Annotated in this window: 26 protein-coding genes; 5 read left to right on the forward strand and 21 right to left on the reverse strand. The window is 41.1% G+C overall.

Annotated features, from left to right (window positions below; all coding sequences use genetic code 11):
- Window positions 1-15: 15 nt before the first annotated feature.
- From ACK4HU_RS19000 to ubiE, 7 genes are all read right to left on the reverse strand, one after another.
- Window positions 16-786, reverse strand: a complete 771-nt coding sequence (locus ACK4HU_RS19000; RefSeq protein WP_409809305.1) for a 3-ketoacyl-ACP reductase — start codon at window positions 784-786, stop codon at window positions 16-18.
- Window positions 783-2,225: an NADH:flavin oxidoreductase gene (locus ACK4HU_RS19005; RefSeq protein ID WP_409809306.1), complete on the reverse strand. Its 1,443-nt coding sequence runs from the start codon at window positions 2,223-2,225 to the stop codon at window positions 783-785. The genes ACK4HU_RS19000 and ACK4HU_RS19005 overlap by 4 nt, the downstream gene beginning before the upstream one ends.
- Window positions 2,222-3,601, reverse strand: a complete 1,380-nt coding sequence (locus ACK4HU_RS19010; RefSeq protein WP_409809307.1) for a glycosyl hydrolase — start codon at window positions 3,599-3,601, stop codon at window positions 2,222-2,224. The genes ACK4HU_RS19005 and ACK4HU_RS19010 overlap by 4 nt, the downstream gene beginning before the upstream one ends.
- Window positions 3,598-4,998 carry a sodium:solute symporter family protein gene (locus ACK4HU_RS19015; RefSeq protein ID WP_409809308.1) on the reverse strand — a complete coding sequence of 467 codons (1,401 nt, stop codon included), beginning with the start codon at window positions 4,996-4,998 and terminating at the stop codon, window positions 3,598-3,600. The genes ACK4HU_RS19010 and ACK4HU_RS19015 overlap by 4 nt, the downstream gene beginning before the upstream one ends.
- Window positions 4,995-5,207, reverse strand: coding sequence for a hypothetical protein (locus ACK4HU_RS19020; protein ID WP_409809309.1), 213 nt, complete (start codon window positions 5,205-5,207; stop codon window positions 4,995-4,997). Before ACK4HU_RS19020 ends, ACK4HU_RS19015 begins: the two co-directional genes overlap by 4 nt.
- 169 nt (window positions 5,208-5,376) lie before the next feature.
- Window positions 5,377-6,177, reverse strand: coding sequence for a porin family protein (locus ACK4HU_RS19025; protein ID WP_409809310.1), 801 nt, complete (start codon window positions 6,175-6,177; stop codon window positions 5,377-5,379).
- Window positions 6,126-6,848, reverse strand: coding sequence for a bifunctional demethylmenaquinone methyltransferase/2-methoxy-6-polyprenyl-1,4-benzoquinol methylase UbiE (ubiE, locus tag ACK4HU_RS19030; RefSeq protein ID WP_409809331.1), 723 nt, complete (start codon window positions 6,846-6,848; stop codon window positions 6,126-6,128). Before ubiE ends, ACK4HU_RS19025 begins: the two co-directional genes overlap by 52 nt.
- 121 nt (window positions 6,849-6,969) lie before the next feature.
- Here ubiE and yihA point away from each other — a divergent pair, with 121 nt between their 5' ends.
- The 3 genes from yihA to ACK4HU_RS19045 are packed head-to-tail and all read left to right on the forward strand — an operon-like array spanning window position 6,970 to window position 8,415.
- Window positions 6,970-7,581 (forward strand): ribosome biogenesis GTP-binding protein YihA/YsxC, encoded by a 612-nt coding sequence (gene yihA, locus ACK4HU_RS19035; protein ID WP_409809311.1) that lies wholly within the window; start codon window positions 6,970-6,972, stop codon window positions 7,579-7,581.
- 36 nt (window positions 7,582-7,617) lie between these two features.
- Complete coding sequence (locus tag ACK4HU_RS19040) at window positions 7,618-8,070, forward strand: DUF5606 domain-containing protein (protein WP_409809312.1); 453 nt, start codon at window positions 7,618-7,620, stop codon at window positions 8,068-8,070.
- 39 nt (window positions 8,071-8,109) lie between these two features.
- Window positions 8,110-8,415 carry a hypothetical protein gene (locus tag ACK4HU_RS19045; protein WP_409809313.1) on the forward strand — a complete coding sequence of 102 codons (306 nt, stop codon included), beginning with the start codon at window positions 8,110-8,112 and terminating at the stop codon, window positions 8,413-8,415.
- Between the two features lie 416 nt (window positions 8,416-8,831).
- Here ACK4HU_RS19045 and ACK4HU_RS19050 read toward each other — a convergent pair whose 3' ends face one another.
- The gene (locus ACK4HU_RS19050; RefSeq protein WP_409809314.1) at window positions 8,832-9,095 is read right to left on the reverse strand and encodes a hypothetical protein; all 264 of its coding nucleotides are present in this window, start codon (window positions 9,093-9,095) and stop codon (window positions 8,832-8,834) included.
- Between the two features lie 121 nt (window positions 9,096-9,216).
- On the opposite strand from ACK4HU_RS19050, the gene ACK4HU_RS19055 reads away from it, so the two are divergent.
- Window positions 9,217-10,341, forward strand: coding sequence for a sugar phosphate isomerase/epimerase family protein (locus ACK4HU_RS19055; protein ID WP_409809315.1), 1,125 nt, complete (start codon window positions 9,217-9,219; stop codon window positions 10,339-10,341).
- A gap of 137 nt (window positions 10,342-10,478) precedes the next feature.
- Window positions 10,479-11,369, forward strand: a complete 891-nt coding sequence (locus ACK4HU_RS19060; RefSeq protein ID WP_409809316.1) for a Fic family protein — start codon at window positions 10,479-10,481, stop codon at window positions 11,367-11,369.
- Between the two features lie 88 nt (window positions 11,370-11,457).
- Here the strand turns inward: ACK4HU_RS19060 and ACK4HU_RS19065 are convergent, their stop codons facing one another.
- The 13 genes from ACK4HU_RS19065 to ACK4HU_RS19125 form a co-directional block, all read right to left on the reverse strand.
- Window positions 11,458-12,201, reverse strand: coding sequence for a hypothetical protein (locus ACK4HU_RS19065; RefSeq protein ID WP_409809317.1), 744 nt, complete (start codon window positions 12,199-12,201; stop codon window positions 11,458-11,460).
- A 10-nt stretch (window positions 12,202-12,211) separates the two neighbouring features.
- Window positions 12,212-12,391: a hypothetical protein gene (locus ACK4HU_RS19070; RefSeq protein ID WP_409809318.1), complete on the reverse strand. Its 180-nt coding sequence runs from the start codon at window positions 12,389-12,391 to the stop codon at window positions 12,212-12,214.
- An 81-nt stretch (window positions 12,392-12,472) separates the two neighbouring features.
- Window positions 12,473-12,682 carry a hypothetical protein gene (locus ACK4HU_RS19075; RefSeq protein WP_409809319.1) on the reverse strand — a complete coding sequence of 70 codons (210 nt, stop codon included), beginning with the start codon at window positions 12,680-12,682 and terminating at the stop codon, window positions 12,473-12,475.
- Complete coding sequence (locus ACK4HU_RS19080; protein WP_409809320.1) at window positions 12,670-12,840, reverse strand: hypothetical protein; 171 nt, start codon at window positions 12,838-12,840, stop codon at window positions 12,670-12,672. The genes ACK4HU_RS19075 and ACK4HU_RS19080 overlap by 13 nt, the downstream gene beginning before the upstream one ends.
- Window positions 12,841-14,211: 1,371 nt before the next feature.
- A complete protein-coding gene (locus tag ACK4HU_RS19085; protein WP_409809321.1) occupies window positions 14,212-14,427 on the reverse strand; it encodes a class IIb bacteriocin, lactobin A/cerein 7B family in 216 nt (71 codons plus the stop codon).
- Window positions 14,428-14,509: 82 nt separating this feature from the next.
- Entirely contained in the window at window positions 14,510-14,719 is a 210-nt protein-coding gene (locus ACK4HU_RS19090) for an HTH domain-containing protein (RefSeq protein ID WP_409809322.1), read from the reverse strand.
- Window positions 14,707-15,408, reverse strand: a complete 702-nt coding sequence (locus ACK4HU_RS19095) for an ATP-binding cassette domain-containing protein (RefSeq protein WP_409809323.1) — start codon at window positions 15,406-15,408, stop codon at window positions 14,707-14,709. The genes ACK4HU_RS19090 and ACK4HU_RS19095 overlap by 13 nt, the downstream gene beginning before the upstream one ends.
- Window positions 15,409-15,618: 210 nt before the next feature.
- On the reverse strand, window positions 15,619-15,846 hold the full coding sequence (locus tag ACK4HU_RS19100) for a hypothetical protein (protein ID WP_409809324.1): 228 nt from the start codon (window positions 15,844-15,846) through the stop codon (window positions 15,619-15,621).
- 276 nt (window positions 15,847-16,122) lie between these two features.
- Window positions 16,123-16,332 (reverse strand): hypothetical protein, encoded by a 210-nt coding sequence (locus ACK4HU_RS19105; protein ID WP_409809325.1) that lies wholly within the window; start codon window positions 16,330-16,332, stop codon window positions 16,123-16,125.
- Window positions 16,333-16,406: 74 nt separating this feature from the next.
- Window positions 16,407-16,625, reverse strand: a complete 219-nt coding sequence (locus tag ACK4HU_RS19110) for an HTH domain-containing protein (protein ID WP_409809326.1) — start codon at window positions 16,623-16,625, stop codon at window positions 16,407-16,409.
- Complete coding sequence (locus tag ACK4HU_RS19115; protein ID WP_409809327.1) at window positions 16,613-18,817, reverse strand: peptidase domain-containing ABC transporter; 2,205 nt, start codon at window positions 18,815-18,817, stop codon at window positions 16,613-16,615. Before ACK4HU_RS19115 ends, ACK4HU_RS19110 begins: the two co-directional genes overlap by 13 nt.
- On the reverse strand, window positions 18,814-19,350 hold the full coding sequence (locus ACK4HU_RS19120) for a peroxiredoxin family protein (RefSeq protein ID WP_409809328.1): 537 nt from the start codon (window positions 19,348-19,350) through the stop codon (window positions 18,814-18,816). The genes ACK4HU_RS19115 and ACK4HU_RS19120 overlap by 4 nt, the downstream gene beginning before the upstream one ends.
- A gap of 1 nt (window position 19,351) precedes the next feature.
- Window positions 19,352-19,981: a hypothetical protein gene (locus ACK4HU_RS19125; protein ID WP_409809329.1), complete on the reverse strand. Its 630-nt coding sequence runs from the start codon at window positions 19,979-19,981 to the stop codon at window positions 19,352-19,354.
- Window positions 19,982-20,392 lie beyond the last annotated feature (411 nt).

Raw genomic sequence — 20,392 nt, forward strand, 5'->3', positions numbered from 1 at the left:
TTGAAATTTGGTTCATCATAGCCTCCCCACCATCATTCCTCCCTCAATTCTAAGGATTTGGCCAGTGGCATAAGGTAAATCTCCCCGAAGTAAAGCCGCAACCACTTTGCCAATATCCTCCGGCTGACCCATTCTTGGTTCAAGGGTCAAGCCAGCTTCAATTCGATCCTGATAGATGGTTTTCACTTTTTCGGTCATGTCAGTTTCGATCACACCCGGCTGAATTTCATAGACGGGAATATTGAATTCAGCCAACCGAACTGCCAAAATCTTAGACATCATCGAAAGTCCAGCCTTTGCCATACAATATGCCGCGCGATTCGTTGAGGCTAGAACAGCAGAGACTGATGTAATCGATACGATGGAAAGTTGGATTTCAGCATCTGACAGCCGGATTTCCGCCATCCAGTTTGCAAAAGCCTGAGTCAAGAAAAAAGTGCCTTTTAGATTAATGTCCATCAAATGATCAAAGTCCTCTTCGGCTACTTCCAATACATCAGCTCTTACTCGCGGTGCTACTCCTGCATTATTGACAAGAAAATTGATCGATCCAAATTTTTCTTTTACTCCATTTACAACGTTTTCTCTGTCAGCTTTTTCAGCAATATTTCCTGGAAAATATTCTACCCGAACTCCACTTTTGCGAAGCTCTTCCAAAACATCTGTGACATCAGATTCAGAACGCACACCATTCAAGGCCAAGTCAATTCCTTCCTCTGCCAGCTTCCTGGCAATGCCCAAACCGATTCCTCGGGTTCCTCCTGTGATTAAAGCAACGTTCCTCATTCGCCTTTCAAAACTTTAAGTTGATCATATTCCGGCATCTTTTTGTAAAGCGGATCTAATGGAAAACAGCCTGAAATCATTCCATTTCTAGGTGCAGTGGTGCAATCGGAAAACGTGCGGCAGATTTTTGCACGCTTCAGACCTGAGCCCGAAAGTATATCTGACGGCATATCAGGATAGCTAAGTACCATCCTGCCAAATCCAATCGAATCGGCTTTTCCGTTTCCCAGCACATGTTGACCAACATTTGGCAGCCACTCCTGAAGATAGGAATAGGCGGACCCAATGACATAAAGTTTGGGAAAAGCTTTCTTGATCTCAGCTGTAGCCTGAATCTGCCTCGCCACGCCACAAAGAGGATCTTCGGGTGGTTGGTATCCGTCAGATGGTGGAAATAGCGCCGGGCGCTGAATATGAGGATTATAATATGGACTTCCTGCTGTGGTGCAGAAGAGTTCGATACCGAGTTTTTCCAGTTCTTGGAGAAAAAGGAAAGATTCGTTCATATCAGCACTGGTTCCGCCTTCGGCTCCTCCAAATGCATATTTATAAGGTTCAGTTTGTACAGGAATCCCTGTTTCCTCAGGTCCTTTTTGAAAAGGAACCCAATCAAAAATGCTCATTCGAACTCCAATTTCCAATCCGGGTGCAGCTGTTGTAATTCCTGCTACAATCTCTTTGAGAAAGCGGGTTCTATTCTCAAAACTTCCTCCATATTTCCCTTCCCGATCATAAGCACTCAGAAATTCATGACCGAGATAGCCATGGCAATGCTTAATATCCACAAAGTGAAACCCAGCCTTTTGGGCTAAAACAGCGGCTTTGATATAATCTTCAATAATTCCATCAATCTCAGAATCCGTCATCAAGGGGTAGTCATCCGCCAATCCAAACTTCTTGTTCAAAACCGGATGCGGATACAAAATTCTTGGCTCCATCTGCTTTTTATCATTCGGCTTGCAAAAGCGACCGGAATGCGTCATCTGAAGTCCAACCAGCAAATCAGTGGTATCACCAAAATGGGCCTGATGGGTTGTTTGAATCAAATCAAAAAGGTCCACGAAATCCTGAAAAGTCTGCTCATTCAGCATGAGTTGATTGGGATTCGCTCGTCCTTCTGGTCGGACTGCTACGGCTTCACAGCCCCAAAGGAGTTTTGCGCCGCTCAGTGCAAAGTTTTTCCAGCGGTTTTTCGTTAAATCCGTTGGCCTACCATCAACCGTTCCGTCCCATCCTTCCATCGGTAGAATACACATGGCATTTCCGATTTTTTGACCGGATCGAAGGGTTTGGCTTTTTGCAAAAGGAGAATCCGATCCAGAAATCAACTCGGTATCAAACTCAAGTTCGATTCCTTCTTTTTCCAAATGGCTCCTGAAAAGCTCAGCCGTCTTTAGTTGAGCAACTCGAGGAAACTGTGGTTTGTATTTTCCACTCATTTCGGCACACAGTTTAGATAGGAGTAATACGGTTCATTTTTTTCCATTCGTTGAAGAAGCAAAGCCAATTCTCGGGCATGATAATCTCCCCACATGCTGGATTCACCATTTGCTACTGTTCCAGCTTCCGGCACATAATCCCAACCGTTGGGTTGATGGTAGATGGAATGAAGGATCAATCCCTGATGAAGATCATTTGTTGAAAGATAAGGTTCAGAGAAAAGTGCACCAGCTATCTGAATTCCTGCGTTTCTATACTTTTCAGCCCGCTCTGGTTCACTCGTTTTTAACCAATTTCCAATCCGAATTAGGCCCTGAGCAGTGATGCAAGCAGCAGAACTGTCAATTGGCTCAAAAGAATTGTAGGGATCAGAAGGCCGATTGAGATAATCTCCCATTTTGTGAAGATTGGGAGCTCCAGTATCCCAATAAGGAATCCCGTCCGTTGGCGTATTTGCCAGATAAAACTCTGAAGTAGCAATAGCTGCTTCTCTAAGTTCCGCAATTAGATCTTTTTTGGAAATGACTTCCGAATAATCTGATTCAGGAATTTGATCAAGGATTTCCAGTGTTTCTCCCAAACCACAAATCGCCCAAGCAAGACCCCGAGTCCAAGTACTGAATCCGGTGTACCCTTGCTGTGAATTTGGACAGCGGTAGTTTCCGTCATTGGTATTGAAAATGATTTCATGTGCCGTACGACCAGAAACATCGTAACTATCCCGACCTTTTCCGTAAAAAATCGAAAATCGAACTGTCGCTAAAATGTGCTGAATTGCCCGCTGAATCAATGAAATGCGCTTATCATTTTCTACTTGAAGGACATGGCCGAGCTGATGCGAAACTACCAAAGCCCGGCAGCTTCGGATGGTATCTACAAAAAGGGAATGAGGACCATTGAATGAATAAATAAATCCTCCACTAGGAATATTAGTCCAACGTGTGGCTTGAACTGCACCGGTGACTTTTAGCGCAAGTTTATAGAATTCTTTTTCCCAATCTGAAGCCTCGATTTTGCCTTCATTGATAAGCCGAAGCAGATTTCCATACGTGCTCACATTGTTAAACCCATGGTCATGAACGCCAATATGAGTCAGATGAGGAGCCATTTTGTTGACTGTGTTTTTGCGGCCAATTTCAAGAAATTCAGTTTCTCCTGTTGCGTCGAATTGAAGTAATGCCGAACCAAACTGAAATCCCTGAGTCCATTCAGTCCAGCCTCGGGTGACATATTTTCCTTTTTCAGTGAAAACCGGAGCCCCATTTTTAGTGTCAAAAGAGTCCTCGATCAACCGGATTTTCTGTCCGGACAGACTCCAAAATCGCTCTAATGGATTTTTTAAATCAGAAATTGAAAAAGAAGGATCAAGTTTCATGTTTTTTGGGTGAAATGGTGAGCAATCATCAAGATCGCTGTCACCGGAATTAGAATACAATACATCGCTGCATCAGTAGGTAAACCGGTAAACCCAGCCGGAACCAACTCAAGAAGCGATAAAACGAAATAAGTTAAAGCAATCGCTGAGACGATCAGAAGAGATTTTGGAGGATTCTTAAACAAAACCGCCCCCAATACTACCGGTGCAATCATGGATGTACCGGCAAAACTTACTCTTGCCAAGAGTACCAATTCATCGGTCATGTAAGTGGAAAATACCAAGACGATAAGTGAAAACACCAAAATTGCAATTTGTGTAATTCGCATATTTCGCTTGTCTGATCCACTTAACAATGACCTCAACTCCGTGCCCAAAGCGAAAATCTGGGCGTTAGTTGTCGAAAGACATGCCGCAAAAAGTCCAACCACCGCCAGAGCTGCAACAGGATTGGCCTGGTCGAAAAGCAATGCCGCGGAAAGAAAATCAGCAGTAGAACTATCCGCATATTTCACCGCTCCATACAAACCAATGAAAGCAGTCGGGAGAATCACAAGAATGGCAAAAATTCCAACTGCGTAGGCCATTTTGTGGACTGACTTAAGATTTTTCATGACCACCAATCGAGTGGTAAACTGGGGTTGAGAGACAGGAATCATCACAATGGCTATTGCTGAAGCGATCAAAAACGGACTAGTGAAGAGACCTTTTGGGCCGGGAAGAGCTAGCAATCCGGCGTTACTTTCAGCGACTTTATCCAAAGCTGAATCCAATCCTCCAGCCATATTCAGACAGGTCACCCCAATGATCCAAATCACCACAAGCAAGATCACACCCTGAATGGCATCACTATACATGATAGCTTTCAAGCCACCAATCTCCGAATAAATCAACATGATCACTACCAATATAGCCGACCAACCCCAATAGGGAATCAGGTCTGGAAATGCCGCATTAAGGAAAATAGAAATGCCCCGAATCTGGATAGCCACATAAGGAATCAGAAAAAGGAAGGAACTCACGAAGATCAGATAACCTGCCCATTTGTTCTGAAAGCAACTTTGAATAAATCCGGCTACACCTTTATATCCTACCTCTGAGGCTCTTTTGCGAAGCTTATATCCAAACCAAATAAGAAAGAACACCATCAACGCATCCGAAAAAGCCAGAAATATCCAAGCTCCCACACCATGAGTCCGAAAGAAATCCGGCATTCCCATAAAAGTAAAGGCGCTAAAAAGAGCGGCCGAAAAGGTCAGAAAACCCAGGATCGTCCCGATGTTGGACCCCGCCAACATAAACTCATCCGAGCTTCTGTTTTTGTTATAGGATTTGTAGGACGCATAACCGAGTGAGGCCAAGAAGAGTGCGAAAAAGAAAATCAGCCAGCCTGTCATTTCTTATTGGATTCTTGATATGGGAAAAATCGCGAAGCCAAAAAGGTCATTACAACGATCACAACGGTGACCAAAAATCCAGTCCAGAAGGCAAAAGGGATTTTAGAAATAGTCGGATCTACCTTATTTTCTTTGAAAAGGATCAAAAATGATCCTATCGATAGGGCGATTACTATGATGACAAGAACATTCCAGATTTTGGACTGCATGAGATTAGCTTGGGGTTATTTAGGCAGAAATGAAAAAACCATGAAGAAAACTTCATGGTTGGGTTAAAATAGGAATAAACTTCTGCTTTGTTACTCGGCCATGCCTTCTATGGGTTTTTTAAGGCAAAGAATCTACGGAAACAATTTCGTATAGATGACTTGACCTTCCTTACTGGAAATTCAAATAAATGGTAATTCCTTTACGCTTAATGGATGAGATAGCATCTCTGATTTCCGCCGGAGTTTTCTCTGCATAATAAATATTATTTAGGCCATGAGAGAACCGTATTTCAGGAGCAAACTTGAAAAATTTGAAATATATTTCGAAACCCATCCCCATCTCAACAGTGAAATCCTGACCTCTAGTCACGATCGGATCAAGATTGGCTTCGTCCTGACTTTTGGTTCTAAACTGATAACTGCCTCCCCCGATAAAATACATACGTGTGTTGTTGAAGCGCTGAGATCGATATTTGAACAACAGTGGTAGCTCCACCATTGTAGCTTCATTTACCAGTTCTTCGGTTCGATAGCCGAGATTATTGCCCGTTGTGTTATCATTTCCTGGCACATTGGTAGTCTGAGGATCAAAATAGTTGATATCTGTTCGATACTCGTAAAATGAAATTTTCGGGGTAAAAAGCAGATTTACCTGATCGTGGAATCTCAAAATCCCGATAAACCCGAGTGAAAAACCGGGAGTGTATTTTGGGAAGATGGAATAAATTCGATTATTGGCGGTATTCGTTGGGTCAAAAAAAGCCTCAGAATATTTGATCTGATAAGTGGCAGTATGACCAGCAAGAAAAAAACCATATGAAATAAACTTATCATCCGAACCAGCAGTACTGGTCAATCCAAAAAGCCCTTGTGAAAATCCCAAAGAACTAAATCCAAAAAATACAAAAATCAGAAAACCTACTTTTGACCGACGTAGATAGAGCTGATTCCGAATGTGAGAGGTTTGCATACTGTGCTGTGAAATCCTACTTTTTTCAATACTGAAAGAAAATCCTCCCCATCTGGAAAGGCTTGAACTGATTCGGGAAGATAAGTATAAGCAGAATTGTCTTTGGATACTATTTTACCCACCTGAGGGAGAATCTTACTCGAATAAAACGAATAAGCTTGCTTCATCGGAAAACCTTTTGGCTTACTAAATTCCAAAATCACTGTTTTTCCGCCCGGTTTGAGTACTCTATACATATCCGCAAGACCTTTTTCCAAATTCTCAAAGTTCCTAACACCAAATGAAACGATGACTGCATCAAACTTATTATCTTCAAACAATAACCCTTCCGAATCTCCCAACTGCATCTCAATTTTGTCCTGCAGTCCACGCTTGATCATTTTCTTTTTTCCTTCGGAAAGCATTCCTTCCGAAATGTCCACACCGATAATTTTATCCGGATTCAAAACTAGGGCTTCGATTGCAAAGTCACCTGTTCCTGTTGCAATGTCTAAAATGAGCTTTGGTTGATCCTTTTTTAGGTATTTTATTGCTTTTTTCCGCCAAATAATATCAATTCCAAGACTAAGGACATGGTTAAGTAGATCATACTTCGGACTGATGTTGTTAAACATCTCTGCTACTTGATCTTTTTTGGAATCTTGCTTGTCTTTATAGGGAACTACGGACATCGGAAATCTTCGTTGAGGGTACAATATTACTACAGAAACCCGAGTAATCGAAAATTGTTGAACGGATGCCTCCAAAGTCCGTCTAAAATAAAACCGTATTTTTGCAGGGAATAACAACGTCATGATCAAAAAAGCAGAATTTGTCGTCAGCAATACCAATCCCGAAAAGTGCCCTAAACCAGATCGGGCAGAGATTGCATTCATCGGTCGCTCCAATGTGGGCAAAAGCTCCCTGATCAACATGCTGACTGGAGTAAAGGAGCTTGCTAAAACCTCCCAAAAACCAGGTAAAACGCAATTAGTCAATCATTTTATGATCAATGATCGCTGGTATTTAGTCGATTTACCAGGATATGGATTTGCCAAAGTCAGCAAAGACAGAAAGGAAAAGTGGGAGAAAATGATCAGTACTTATTTGACGACTCGATCCAATCTTTGTGGCGTTTTTGTGCTGATAGACAGCAGATTAGAACCGCAGACGATCGACTTGGAATTTGTGAATTGGTGCGGAGAACAAAATGTGCCTTTTGTCTTGGCTTTCACCAAAGCCGACAAGCAATCCAAATCCCAAACAGATAAAAATGTGAAAGCTTTTCTGAATAAAATGGAAGAAATCTTCGGAGAATATCCTGATTACTTCGTCACTTCCGCAGAGAAGCACGGAGGGAAAGAGGAAGTTCTGAAGTTCATCGACGAATTGATCTCCGAATACGAATCTGAGCGGACAAATTGATCGATAGTTCTATATTTGCAGCCTGAAAAAAAAACTATGAATTTCAAAGACATCGCAACAGTAGCCGGCAAGCCGGGCTTATATAAAATTTTGAAGCCGACTCGTTCGGGAGTAGTGCTGGAATCAATGGACGAGAAGAAAGCAAAGCTTGTGGCAGGAATGGCACAGCGAGTTTCTGTCCTTAGTGAAATTTCGATTTACACCTTGACCGAAGAAGGTGCTGAGCCACTGGAATCTGTCATGAAAAAAATCGAAGCAGAATATCAGGGTGACCTAGGACTCGATTCCAATGCAGACGACAGCGAACTGCGAGCATTTTTGAAGTCAGTTTTACCGGAATTTGACACTGCAAGAGTCTACACTTCTGACATCAAGAAGTTGGTTTCCTGGTACAAATTGATTCGTTCTATCGCTCCTGAAGTTTTGCAGGAAAGCAAAGAGGAAGAAAAGGAAAGCACATCTGAAGAATCCGGAGAGAAAGAAGCTTAATTTATTAGCCCCAAACGGGGCTTTTTTCATCTTTATCCAATGAGCCAAACGCTGCCGGAAGAAACATTCAGTCTCATTACCAAAGACTTTCAGCTTCCTGAAATCAAGGAAGAATTTTCTGAGGAAAAAGCGTTGGCAGTCCTGACCAAAGCTATCAGTCAAATGATGGACAGAAACATGGAAAAACTGCTTCAAGTCTGCTATCGAGTGGATCTTGCTGAAAATAAATTAAAGCAAATCTTGCATGAATCTGAACCGGATTGTGTTGCCGCTGATTTGGCAAAAGCACTCTGGGATCGACAAAAGCAAAAAGTAGAGATCAGGAGGCGTTATTCGGAAGGATAGGTTATCAATCTATACACTTTTATTACACTAATCGATGCTATTTTTTTTTAATCGAAATTAAACCAAAGCAAGTTCGAGCTCCATTCTTCTATTTAATAAATGATTTGGCTAAAGCCGGGAGTAGAAAAGGTGATTTTTATAATCCTCCAACTGAAGTTGGAGGGAATTGATGTCGGGAAAACATTTAGTCTTTTCATTAACCCCTGATGGAATTCGTTTTAGGGAAGTCCGAATAGCTAAAATTGCATTTTTTATGAATAGGAATGCGGCTTTAGCCCATTTCTCCAAGTATTAAAATCTCGTTGAGGCTTTAGCCAAATTGTAAAAAATTGTGACACTAATATTTAGGGCGCAAAATAATCTACTCCTCTTGATTTTCCTTAATTCGATGGCCAAGCAAAGTCGAGATCATTTTTTTATTGAAAATAGAGAGAGATAAAAAAGCAGAGAGTAATCTTTAGATTATACCAACTTTCTGATTCCTTTTCTAAATCATCTTGGTTTTGATATTTTCCGGAAACAATATTTTCGGAAGCTAAATCAGCTCTTTTTAAAAGCTCACTTTTCGTTAGCCGATATGGTTTTGCTTTTAAATAAGCTTCTAAAAAATCAATGGATTCCTCGTCTTCGATCGAGATAAGGCTTTTGATAAGATCAAGTTTCCTGTTTTGACTATCCATTTTTCAAAATATTAGCTTCTTAAATATAATGGAATTAAACCATTTGAAAAGTTAACCACTAATCCCAATCCCATTTTTCCAATCCCCACCTTTCCCTATTTTTATATCAAACCCAAAAAAAATGGCAAACCCAATCTGGATTATGACTTCGGCTTTTGATCAGCTGAATTTAGATCAGACAGTCGAAAAAGCAGTGGAAATCGGTGTGCAAGGACTGGATCTCTGTGTCTTCAGAAAAGATGGAACTCGGGATGATTTTGTCGCTACCCATCTGGATTATGAAAACTTCGGGCCTGATCAGGCTAAGGCACTGATTGAAAAATTCAATGCCGCAAAACTTCGCCTTTCCATTGGTGCCTTCGAAAATCTAATCGGCGGAGATCCAATTCATCGGGTCAAAAACCAAAACCATTTGCTCAAACTTATCCGAATAGCCCATCTACTCGGAGGCGACAAGAACGATGTCAAAGTCGGAACTTTTGTGGGCTACAATCATGAAATGGGGAATGAAGAAGGTGGGTTTGAGAAAAACCTGCTGGAGTACCAACGGATTTTCGGACCGATTATCAGGTATGCAAGTGACTTGGGAGTCACCGTTTTGTATGAAAACTGCCCAATGGAAGGTTGGAGAAGTTCGGGATTCACTGGCACTTATAACAACCTGACCGGAGTGCTTGCCGCCAGAAAACTCATGTATGAACTCGTCCCTGAAAAAAATCATGGTGAAATCTACGATCCTTCGCACGATGTCTGGCAGCATACCGATCCAGTGGAAGTCATTAAAAACACGGACATAAGCCGTCTGAGACGCATTCACGTCAAATCGACACGAAATAATCCTGATCCTTTCTGGGGAAATATGTATCCCATGCAGCAAATTCGACCTGAATGGGCGGAAAAGCTAGGGATTCATTCCAGCACCAATTCTTGGGATCGGCATCAGTATGAAGCAACTTTACCAGGTTTTGGTTTGGGAGATTCAATGGACTGGAGGGCGTTTACCTCGATTCTGAAAGAAAAAGGATTTAGCGGTCCGTTTGAAATCGAGAATGAAGCAAAACTCTCCAAGCAAACCGGGAAAATGGGAGCGATCGTACAAGGCTGTAAGGCGGCTGTCCAAAACTTAGCACCCTTGCTTTGGGAATTGACTGATGAGGGATGGACTTATCCGACTCGAGAACATCATGCGCTTCAGGAGTTTGATAGGAAAGCTCCTTCAGAGGTTTCTATAGATACACTTCTATAAAAAAGAAACTCCCCGAAGCCGATTTATAAAGGTAGTTATTCCTACCAATTCATTGCTACCCAAGTCGGGACAGTGCCCACTTATCGTGAAAAATCATATATTTAAACATCTTTTCACGGTAAATATGAAGTAGGAAAATGATTAACCAAACTACAAAAGATAAAATTGAGGCATTGCACAACCAATATATCAACTTAGCAAAGGGTAATGAGCCTTTGCTGAAGGAAATAGCCCTTGCCGAAATTCCCGAAATGGTTTACAACTCAAATGCCATCGAAAACTCCACACTTTCCTTAGAAGACACCGAAAAAATTCTATCGGGAGGTAGTTTAGAACGCAAAGTAACTATCCGTGAAGTTTTCGAAGCCAAAAATTTGGCAAAAATTACCGAAACCTTATTAGAAAAAAACGAATCAAAACTCAGCATCAAACTCATTTTAAGTTTGCACAAAACCTTGCTCACCGACATTGACGATAACATTGCAGGTCGTTTTCGACGTGATAAAGAATGGGTTCGCGTGGGTAATCACTTGGGAGCAAATCCGCAGTTTGTGGTTACACTTGTGCATGAATTGGTGGAACAATACAATCAAAATAAAAGCAGCTATTTTTTAGATGCTATTGCACACTTTCACGCAGAGTTTGAAACCATTCATCCTTTTGTTGATGGCAATGGAAGAATGGGCAGAGTGCTTATCAACTTGCAGTTAATGAATATAGGCTTACCGCCTATTATCATTCAAAATAAAAGCAAGCTCACCGAATACTACCCGCTATTTACCCAGTATCAGACCACCAGGAAATTTGGAGGTTTTACCGGTTTGTTGGCCTTGCTGTTGCAAGAAACTTTGCACAAACGAATAACCATTCTGACGGCAAAAAAAATAATTCCGCTTTCAATATGGGCTTCGCAAAAAGGCATAAAACCAAACGTCGCTGCCAACAAAGCCAAAAGGCAAACCATTCCTGCCTTTCGCCTCCGTGAAAAATGGATGATTGCTCAAGAATATAATCCAAGTGAAAGTTGAAAATTAGGATAGAATGCAAGGATGAATAAATCGGATGATCAGTATCTACCCTAGCCTTAATCCCTTTCTTCCACAATCAGAAAGGGAATCATTTTCTTACATAGTATTGAGTCGACCCAATATCAGTAATGAGTTTGAGGGAATCTGAAGAAACCTCGTAGTGGTACTCAATGGCAGTCCCATCAACAGTAATCGTTAAGCGATTATTGCTTGAAGTGGACCAATTTGCTTTAGGAATTTGTGTGTAGTCTAAGGGCTTGTTATATCCATGCTCTTTAAATACATCTCTTATCATTTGCAAATCAAATAAAACCACACCTTTTTCTAAAAATGAAGTTACGTAGGGCTTTTTAGTTAGGATATTGTCCTTTAAAGCTTCTCCTTTACTGTCTGTTGTTAGGTACTGAATCCATTGTCCTACAACTCTTGGATCATGTGAGGTGTTGTTAGATTTGTCAAACCAAGTCTTCTCCAAATTGAGTTTTGGCGATTCTATTTTTTCGAAAGTTGTATTATAGATGTTTCCATCTAATTCAAAACCTATATTCAAATGTTTTAAATCTTTAGCCAATTCTGCAAAGACAATAAGATCCTCTCCCTCGTTTTGAGGGAGAGGAAATGTTAATTTTTCCTTTGAAATTTTGCCAAATACTTGAATAGATTCTTTTTCGGAAAAATATATTTTTATAAAAGCATTACCGTCTTTCTCTTCAATGTAAATCAGGTTTTTATCAGTGACTAAACTGCCATGATAGACCCCGTTTATACTTTGAGAAAATGAATTTTTAATAAATAAAACACTTAGTCCGAAAATGAATACCAAAAGTTTCATAGGTCAGAATTTACATACAGGCAAACATCGCTAAGGTCGCCGATCCAGCTACTACCATCCCTGCGGCCTGTTCGCCACTAATATACATACCCAATCCAGCAAAAAACACAGTGCTTAGTACCATAAGGTCCTCAAAACTGCAAGTTCCGCCATTTACCATCTCCATTTGTTCAACGCTTAATTCTTTCATAATTGTGTTGTTTTAATGTTAGAAATTTGATTTAGAATACCGAAATGTAAATTTGACTCGGTGAAATAATCTTTCACCAGATTAATTTTTTTCAGAAAAAATATAACTTTTTTCTTCCTTTGAATACGTGATTTCTTTTTCCATAAATAACCTAAGGTCATCCAAAATATGATAAACCCTTCTTTTGGTCACACCGATTTTATTGGCCAAATCCTCAGGACTCCCAGTTTTCTTCTTTTCAATCAACTCGATCAAGAGCTTGGTGCGCTCGTGGTACTTCAGTCCTGCCATGATGGATTGGGTTTGGGTTGGAGGATGTAGCGATAGGCTGCAGAAAATGGGTTTTCTGTCGTAAGAAGTTGTTCTGGAGTGCCGGAAGTAATGATCTTTCCTTGCTCGAGGATGAGGATGCGATCCAGGGTATAGGCAAGAGTAAGGATTGTGGCCAATTGCAAATTGGTAAGGATATGAGGGTGGAATTGCAAATTCCACCCAGCGCCTAATTGAACTTCAAGGAATCATAGTAGAATCTACGCGTAGTGGGGGGGGCTTTGTGCGTTGGTAGTACTTCAAACTAATTGCTGAATTAACTGCAATTGACTTACTTTTTTTTTGAAAATTAGATCAGGTTGGAAACACAAATTCATGAAAATAAAAAAAGCGTAGATGCGATCTACGCCTTGTAAGAGCCTTAAAAATTCCTTTGTTTTTTGTAACTCTTTCTGACATACAGTTAAAGAAGATTCTACCTTATCTTAACAAACTTTTCTAATTTCAATATAACGTAAAAAAAATTACGCTTAGATTGATGAATTAGTTTTTTTTTCTTTGCCTAAATACCAAATTAAACCATGAGTAGCAATTAGAAATCCAAATGCAATAGTAACATTATAAAATAGTATCACGAAGCTGATTCCGTAAAGCAATATTTTAAAATAGATATTCATAGTTTATTTAGTTTTTGTAAGAAAAATAATAGGTTTTTTTAAGAAAACGGGAAGAATAAATTATTCTGCCCACAAACAAATAAAACCAGCGATTATTCCAAGGGGTGGTGAAACAAGGCCATAAGCAACAGAAGCAGCCCAACAATAAACCTGATGACCAGTTGGTCCTCCCCCTCTCACCATCTCCATTTGTTCAATCGATAATTCTCTCATAATTCAGTCGTTTAAATTGATTATTTGTTTAAGAATATCCTAAGGCAAATTCAAGTCACTGTCATTTCATTACATTCATTCAAATTTTTTTAAAAAAATATAACTCTTAGAATCCCTACAAAATATGATTTCCATATCCACGATTAAGCGAAGATCATCTAGGATTCGATAGACCATTCTTTCCTTCACGCCAAGTCTATTCGCAAGATCTCCCGAACTCTCTTTCTTCCTCTTTTCAAACCGATAGATCAGGAGCTCGATTTACTCATAAAATTAAAGTAAATATAAATGATTAGAATTTGCTTCTTCTCTAATGAAAAGATACTAGGAATATAAATCCCATAAAAAAAAGGCGTAAATAGTATCTACGCCTTTTAGAGATTTGCATTATGGAATTTTATTTAATGTTTTAAAGAATCCAATAGAAATGTCAATAAAATCCAGTAAGCTTATTATATTTTTTTGTTAGTTTTAGCGGCCTTTAAAGAAAAAATAGAGTATGATAAAAAAGCAATTGCTAAAAATCCAAAGGCAAATATAGAGATAAAGTATGGGTTTGAAGTTGTAAAATTAAATTCACTTCTTATTAACATGAAGATAATGAATCCTAAACAAAACCCAAACATACTAAGAAGGAATACAATTTTTTTCATTTTGATTTTAGTTAAAAATACAATCCCCTAGACTTAACCCGGTTCCAATTCCAGATGCTACAGCTCCAGTATATAACCAACCAGCAGCAGCCCATCCTAGTGGGCCAGTTGGAATAAGCGCTACTCCTGCAACGATTGCAACTACACCTACAACTGCACCAGCGCATCCAGGAAGGGACCCCCCACTCACCATCTCCATTTGTTCAATACTTAATTCTTTCATGATCGTGTTGTTTTTAAAGTTAAAAATTTGTTTTCGAATACCCAAACATAAATTCGACTCGGTGACATTTCTTGTCACCCAATTATTTTTTTTCAGAAAAAATGTAGCTTTTCGATTCTCTACTGAAAACTATCTCAATTGACTCGGAAAGACGAAGATCGTCAATGATCCGAAAGACAGTTCGTTTATGGACCTGAAGCTTTTTAGCCAAATCCTCTGGACTTCCAGTCTTCCTTTTTTCAATCAGCTCGATTAGGAGCTTAGTGCGTTCATAGTACTTCAGTCCTGCCATGATGCGTTGGTTTTTGATTGAAGAATGTATCGGTAGGCCGTAGAAAATGGGTTTTCTGTTACCAGCAATTGTTCTGGAGTATCGGAAGCACTGATTTTTCCTTGCTCGAGGATCAGGATTCGATTAAGGGAAATCGCCAGCGTAGGCTGATGGGTAATCAGAAGCAGTCCGGCGCCGGTTTGATGAAGATAGTTTCGGATCAGATCCATCACCGCTCGCTCCATTCGGTAGTCCATGGCAGCCGCGGCTTCATCGAGAATCAGGATCTTGGGTTGCTTCACCAGTGCTCGAACTAAGCCTACCAGTTGCCGCTGACCTCCGGAGAGATTTCGGCCTTCCTCTCCGTAAAGGGTAAGCAAGCCTTGGTTGAGGTCTTGGAAAAGCGGAAGACAGCCCAATGCTTGCAGTACTTGCACCTTAGCTTCGATTTCCTTGGGATCACTACTGAGGACGATATTGTCCAAGACGGTACTGTTGAAGATCTTTTCTTTCTGATGGACGATGGCCAGTTGTGCACGCCATTCGGTAAGGGAGATATTTTCCTTGTTCAGAAAGGGTAACCGAATCTCTCCCGATTCAGGCTGATAGAATTTTTGGATCAGATCCACCAGCGTACTTTTTCCTGTTCCCACAGGTGCAAAAAGTACCAGACTTTCTCCGGGTTGAAGATCAAAACTGACCCCTTTCAAAATCGGACTTCGCCCGGGATAGCGGAAAGAGAGATTAGTTTTAACTTAACGATCTGCTTTAAAAAAGCTGAAATAAATAGTGCCGATCAAGTCGGCACTACACAAGGTAAACATCCACTTGAACTGTATTCTTCCTCTTTGGCATGGTAAAGGTGAAAATTTTCAGAGAATTTAAAGTTCCAAAAGATAGTAATTGTCCTAAGTAGGGAATTATTTTTTTCCAGAATTCAAATGATTTCTTTGCTGATAAAAAATCAAACCCATCAAAATTACTAATATCAAAAGGGAGATAGCCCCAAAATGAGAATCATATTTAAAGCTAAGAATTTTGTTTGAAATCATTAATTGCAACCCTAAAATAACAAGCGAAAGAAGTCCTAAGTATCGCAGTAATTTTTTATTTTTATTCATTTTACAATCTATATTATTTAAGTTCATCTTTCTTTTCTCTAAGTTTTTTCCATGAGAAAAATGCAGAATATATAATACCAATACACATCAAACATACTGCTAACATAGGTAAAATTTTAAATTCTCCTAGACCAAAATATATGAAAAATACTAATCCGAGACTCCAAAAAGAATGAAAGAAGATATAGGCTTTTTTTTTCATGCTTTTAAATAATAAACTAACTTATTCAAAGAAATTTTAAAATTAGAATAACAAATTAAATAAGGCTCTACAAGCGATTATAGAGCCTAATTACTAGAAAATTAACAATCTGCAACAATTAATAACGCAGCTTGAGAAGTCACTGAAGCAAGAAGGCCACTACCGGGGCCGTATAGAAATGTCGCTCCAAAAACAACTGGATTTGTGAGTGCAAAACCAGCAATTGCACCCATAGCGATAATGCCAGCAGCACAACCTATACCAGCTCCTCCTCTAATGTTTTCCATCTGTTCCATACTCAACTCTTTCATAATACATTCTTTTTAAAAGTTAGAAATTTGATTTAGAATACCCAAACATAAATTCGACTCGGTGACATTTCTTGTCACCCAATTACTTTTTTTTCAGAAAAAATGTAGCTTTTCGATTCTTTACAGAAAACTATGTCAATTGACTCGGAAAGACGAAGATCGTCAATGATCCGAAAGACAGTTCGTTTATGGACCTGAAGCTTTTTAGCCAAATCCTCTGGACTCCCAGTCTTCCTCTTTTCAATCAGCTCGATCAGGAGCTTGGTGCGTTCGTAGTACTTCAGTCCTGCCATGATGCATTGGTTTTGGGTTGAAGGATATACTGGTAAGCGGCGGAGAAGGGGTTCTCATTTTCTAGCAATTGCTGAGGGGTACCACTGGTACTGATCTTTCCCTGCTCCAAGATCAGGATTCGATCAAGGGTGTAGGCTAAAGTGGGCTGATGGGTAATCAGTAGCAGTCCTGCGCCGGTTTGATGAAGGTAGTTTCGGATCAAGACCATCACCGCACTCTCCATGCGGTAGTCCATAGCGGCTGTGGCTTCATCGAGAATCAGAATCTTGGGTTGCTTCACCAGTGCTCGAACTAAGCCTACCAGTTGCCGCTGACCTCCGGAGAGATTTAGGCCTTCCTCTCCACAGAGGGTGAGCAGGCCTTGACTCAGCTCCTGAAAAAGGGGCATACAGCCGAGCGCTTGCATTAGGTGGACCTTTGCTTCGATTTCTTTGGGATCGCTACTTAGTACAATATTGTCGAGTACAGTACTGTTGAATATCTTTTCTTTCTGATGGACGATGGCCAGTTGTGCACGCCATTCGTTAAGTGTGATATTTTCTTTGTTTAAAAAAGGCATTTGAATCTCTCCTGATTCGGGCATGTAGAATTTTTGGATCAGATCCACCAGGGTACTTTTTCCTGTTCCCACAGGTGCAAAGAGGCCCAAACTTTCTCCGGGTTGAAGATCAAAATTGACCCCTTTCAAAATCGGACTTCGTCCAGGATAGCGGAAGGAGAGATGGGTAACGGATAAGAGAGTTTGAGCATTCGAAATAGACTGTCCTCCATTTTCCTGTTCTTCCTCCACAGGCAATCCGGCCACCTCATGCATCCGGTCAAAAGCTACTTTCGCTTCCTGCAGTTGGATATTCGCAACAACCAACCCTGCCACCGCAGGAATAATCGAACTCCCCACCTGAATCAGAGACATCAATTCTCCGAGAAGCAAATTCTCCTCAAAAACCAGATATACCCCGATCCCGAAAAGCAAACTGGTAAATACCGCTACGATAACTTGAGTGAAAAAGGAAAAGTTATTTCCCAAGACCGCAAGCCCATAGCCTTTATCCTGATAGTGGGCATAGACCTGATCGATCCGATTTCCAAATTCCGCCTCTTTACCAAAGGACCGTAGGACAGGAATGCCCGTCAGTCCGTCGATGTATTGGGTTTCGTTGAGGGCATGAGCGGCCATTACCTCTTTTTGCTTTTCCAAAATAGGCCGATGGTAGCGCCATCCTGTAAACAAAAATGCCAAAATCCCAGCCAAGCAGAGGTATCCGATCCAGAGGGATTGGTAGAATACAAAGGATAGGGAGACCAGCACTACGAGCAGGTTGATGATAACCGTCCCCGTGATCATTGCCACCGTGTTTTTGATTCGCAGGGAATCGTTCATCCGGGCGATTAGATCTCCTGTGCTGAAGCCTTTGAAGTACTTCATGGGAAGGCGCAGGATTTTATGGATAAAGGAAGAAACAATCCGAAGATTGAGATCCCGGCCTTGCCTGGCCATAAATACTCCCTGAAAGTAACCCAGCACAGAGCGGAAGAGGAGCAAAACCCCCAAGGCAATGACCCCAAAAATAGCTTTTTGGTAGTTTTGATTGGGAAGGAAGTAGTCGATCAGCCGCTGGGAAAAGATAGCCGTAGAAAGTCCAGTCACTGCCATCAGCGTACCCAAGACCGCGGCTACCATCAGGACGGGTATATCCTCGGCGATGAGGGATTTGAACCATTCCCACTTGGATCGGGTCTGCCAGGATTGGGTTAGGAAGCCTTCCAAAGGTTTGACCTGGAGCAGGATTTTAGATTTCCAGACATCCAGTAGGGAGTTTTCATCCCAGGCTTGAATACCCGAGCCCGGATCACTGACCAAAAATTTCCCCTCCCGATGACCAAAGCATACCACGTAATGCTCCCGGACTTTATCTAGGATGACATGAAGGATCACAGGAGTCTCCTGTTCTTTAAGGTGGGAAGGTTCCGCCTCAAATCCTTTGGCTTCCATCCCGATTTCCTTTGCTGCTTGAATCAGACCGAGGAGGGTCGTACCGGATGTGGTAGTTCCGCTGATGTCACGGAGCTTTTCCTGAGAGACTTCTCCGCCATGAAACTTGCTCAGGGTGCTGAGACATGCCAGTCCACAGGCGTATTCTCCGAGTTGGGGCACGTGGAATTTTCGCAGTTTTCGCTCCGACAGGATCATGGCTTCGCTGCTTTAGAAATTCCCAATTTTTCCAGAATCAGATCTACTTTGACCGGTCCTTGGAACTTGCCCTGTAGCTTTCCCTTGGCATCATAGCAGAAAATAGCCGGTACCGAACGCACGCCATAATGAGCCGCAACTTCCATCTCCTTGTCCATTAACCAATAGACATTCAGGGAATTCTTTAAAGTGTGAGAGTTGTAGAATCCCTCGAGGTCTGCCTTTTCCTGCGAGCTGACGAGTAGGATTTGGGCACCATCGAACTCCGAAATGCGCTCACCGATGGATTTCAATTCCATTTGACAGATTTCACAGGTGGAATTGAAGTAAATCAACACCGTGGCGATGCCAGAGCTCAATTGAGGCAGGGAAAAAGTGTCCCCTGAGATTGAGGTCAAACGGATAGCCGGGATAGACTCCGCACGAACTTCTGCCTCAGCAGTAGCTTCTTTTTTTTGCTGCACCGAAAAAATTAGCCAAACTACCGCAGCCAAAAGCCCCATTACTAAAACATACAGTATGATTTTCTTCATATTAGGTAAAATTGAGTGTGAGAAAAAGAATCAAGACCATCCAGAAAAGCAGCGAGACGGCATAGGAGCCCAGCCCAACTTTTATACTTTGGGAAGTGGAAAAGGAAAGTTCCTGACGCAGAAAAATCACAATCAGGATACAATACAGCATTTCAAATAGATTGGCGACTTGCAGTGGATAGAACAGCAAAGGGTCTACCGCTTCAGTACCTATCAATGATAGAATAGATAGCGGATAATAGATGGCAAATTCGGAATAAGTGAAAGATGCAATTGCCCCTACCCACACCTTGATCACACCGGCCAAAACCAAAGCAACTTCTGCAAAAGCCACTACTCGAAAAAGAGTTCCCAAACGAACTCCTTGGTGCAGGTTAGCAAAAAACAAACCTCCATAAAGCACCAAGGCCATCAGAAAGCACTTAACTACCAAAATCAGAAAAGTAAAAAGGACACTGAAATGATTCCAATACCGCATATCCTCCAAGACATCTAGAAGGAAATTTTCTGGGATGTCCAGTTCCTTATTGGCCGTGAGTTCGCTGACCAGCATGGCCTCCACATCCAGGAGCATCCAACCTGTCAAAAATAGCGCGACCGCGTACCCTGCGATCAATCCTAAAATCCTCATAAAAATCCGTTCGGGTAAAAATAAAATCTTAATTAATCGAATAACTAAATGAGAATTCTAAATTCCAAAAATTGTTTAAATCAATTAATTCTTGAATAAATCCTAAAAATACATAAAACTAAATTTGACGAAATATTATTCCACCCCCCCCCTAAAAATATATTCGTAATTCAGAATTTAGTTTGATTTTTTGGCTAAAAAATTAAACAAAATTTTTATTGCTATTTTGAAAGATTTTATTGAATTATTTGTATATCCGCTTCTTTGCCAGTAAACCAAAATGGCCTCGACTTCCCACCACGGCGGGCAAGCTGCTCGGCCACCGGATTTTGGTTATTTAAGGGAGGGGAGGGGCATGGGGCGGGGCCGCCAGTTGGGCCCCACCCCATCAAAAAAAACAAACGGACACCC

The sequence above is a fragment of the Algoriphagus sp. genome, assembly GCF_046296635.1.
GTDB lineage: Bacteria > Bacteroidota > Bacteroidia > Cytophagales > Cyclobacteriaceae > Algoriphagus.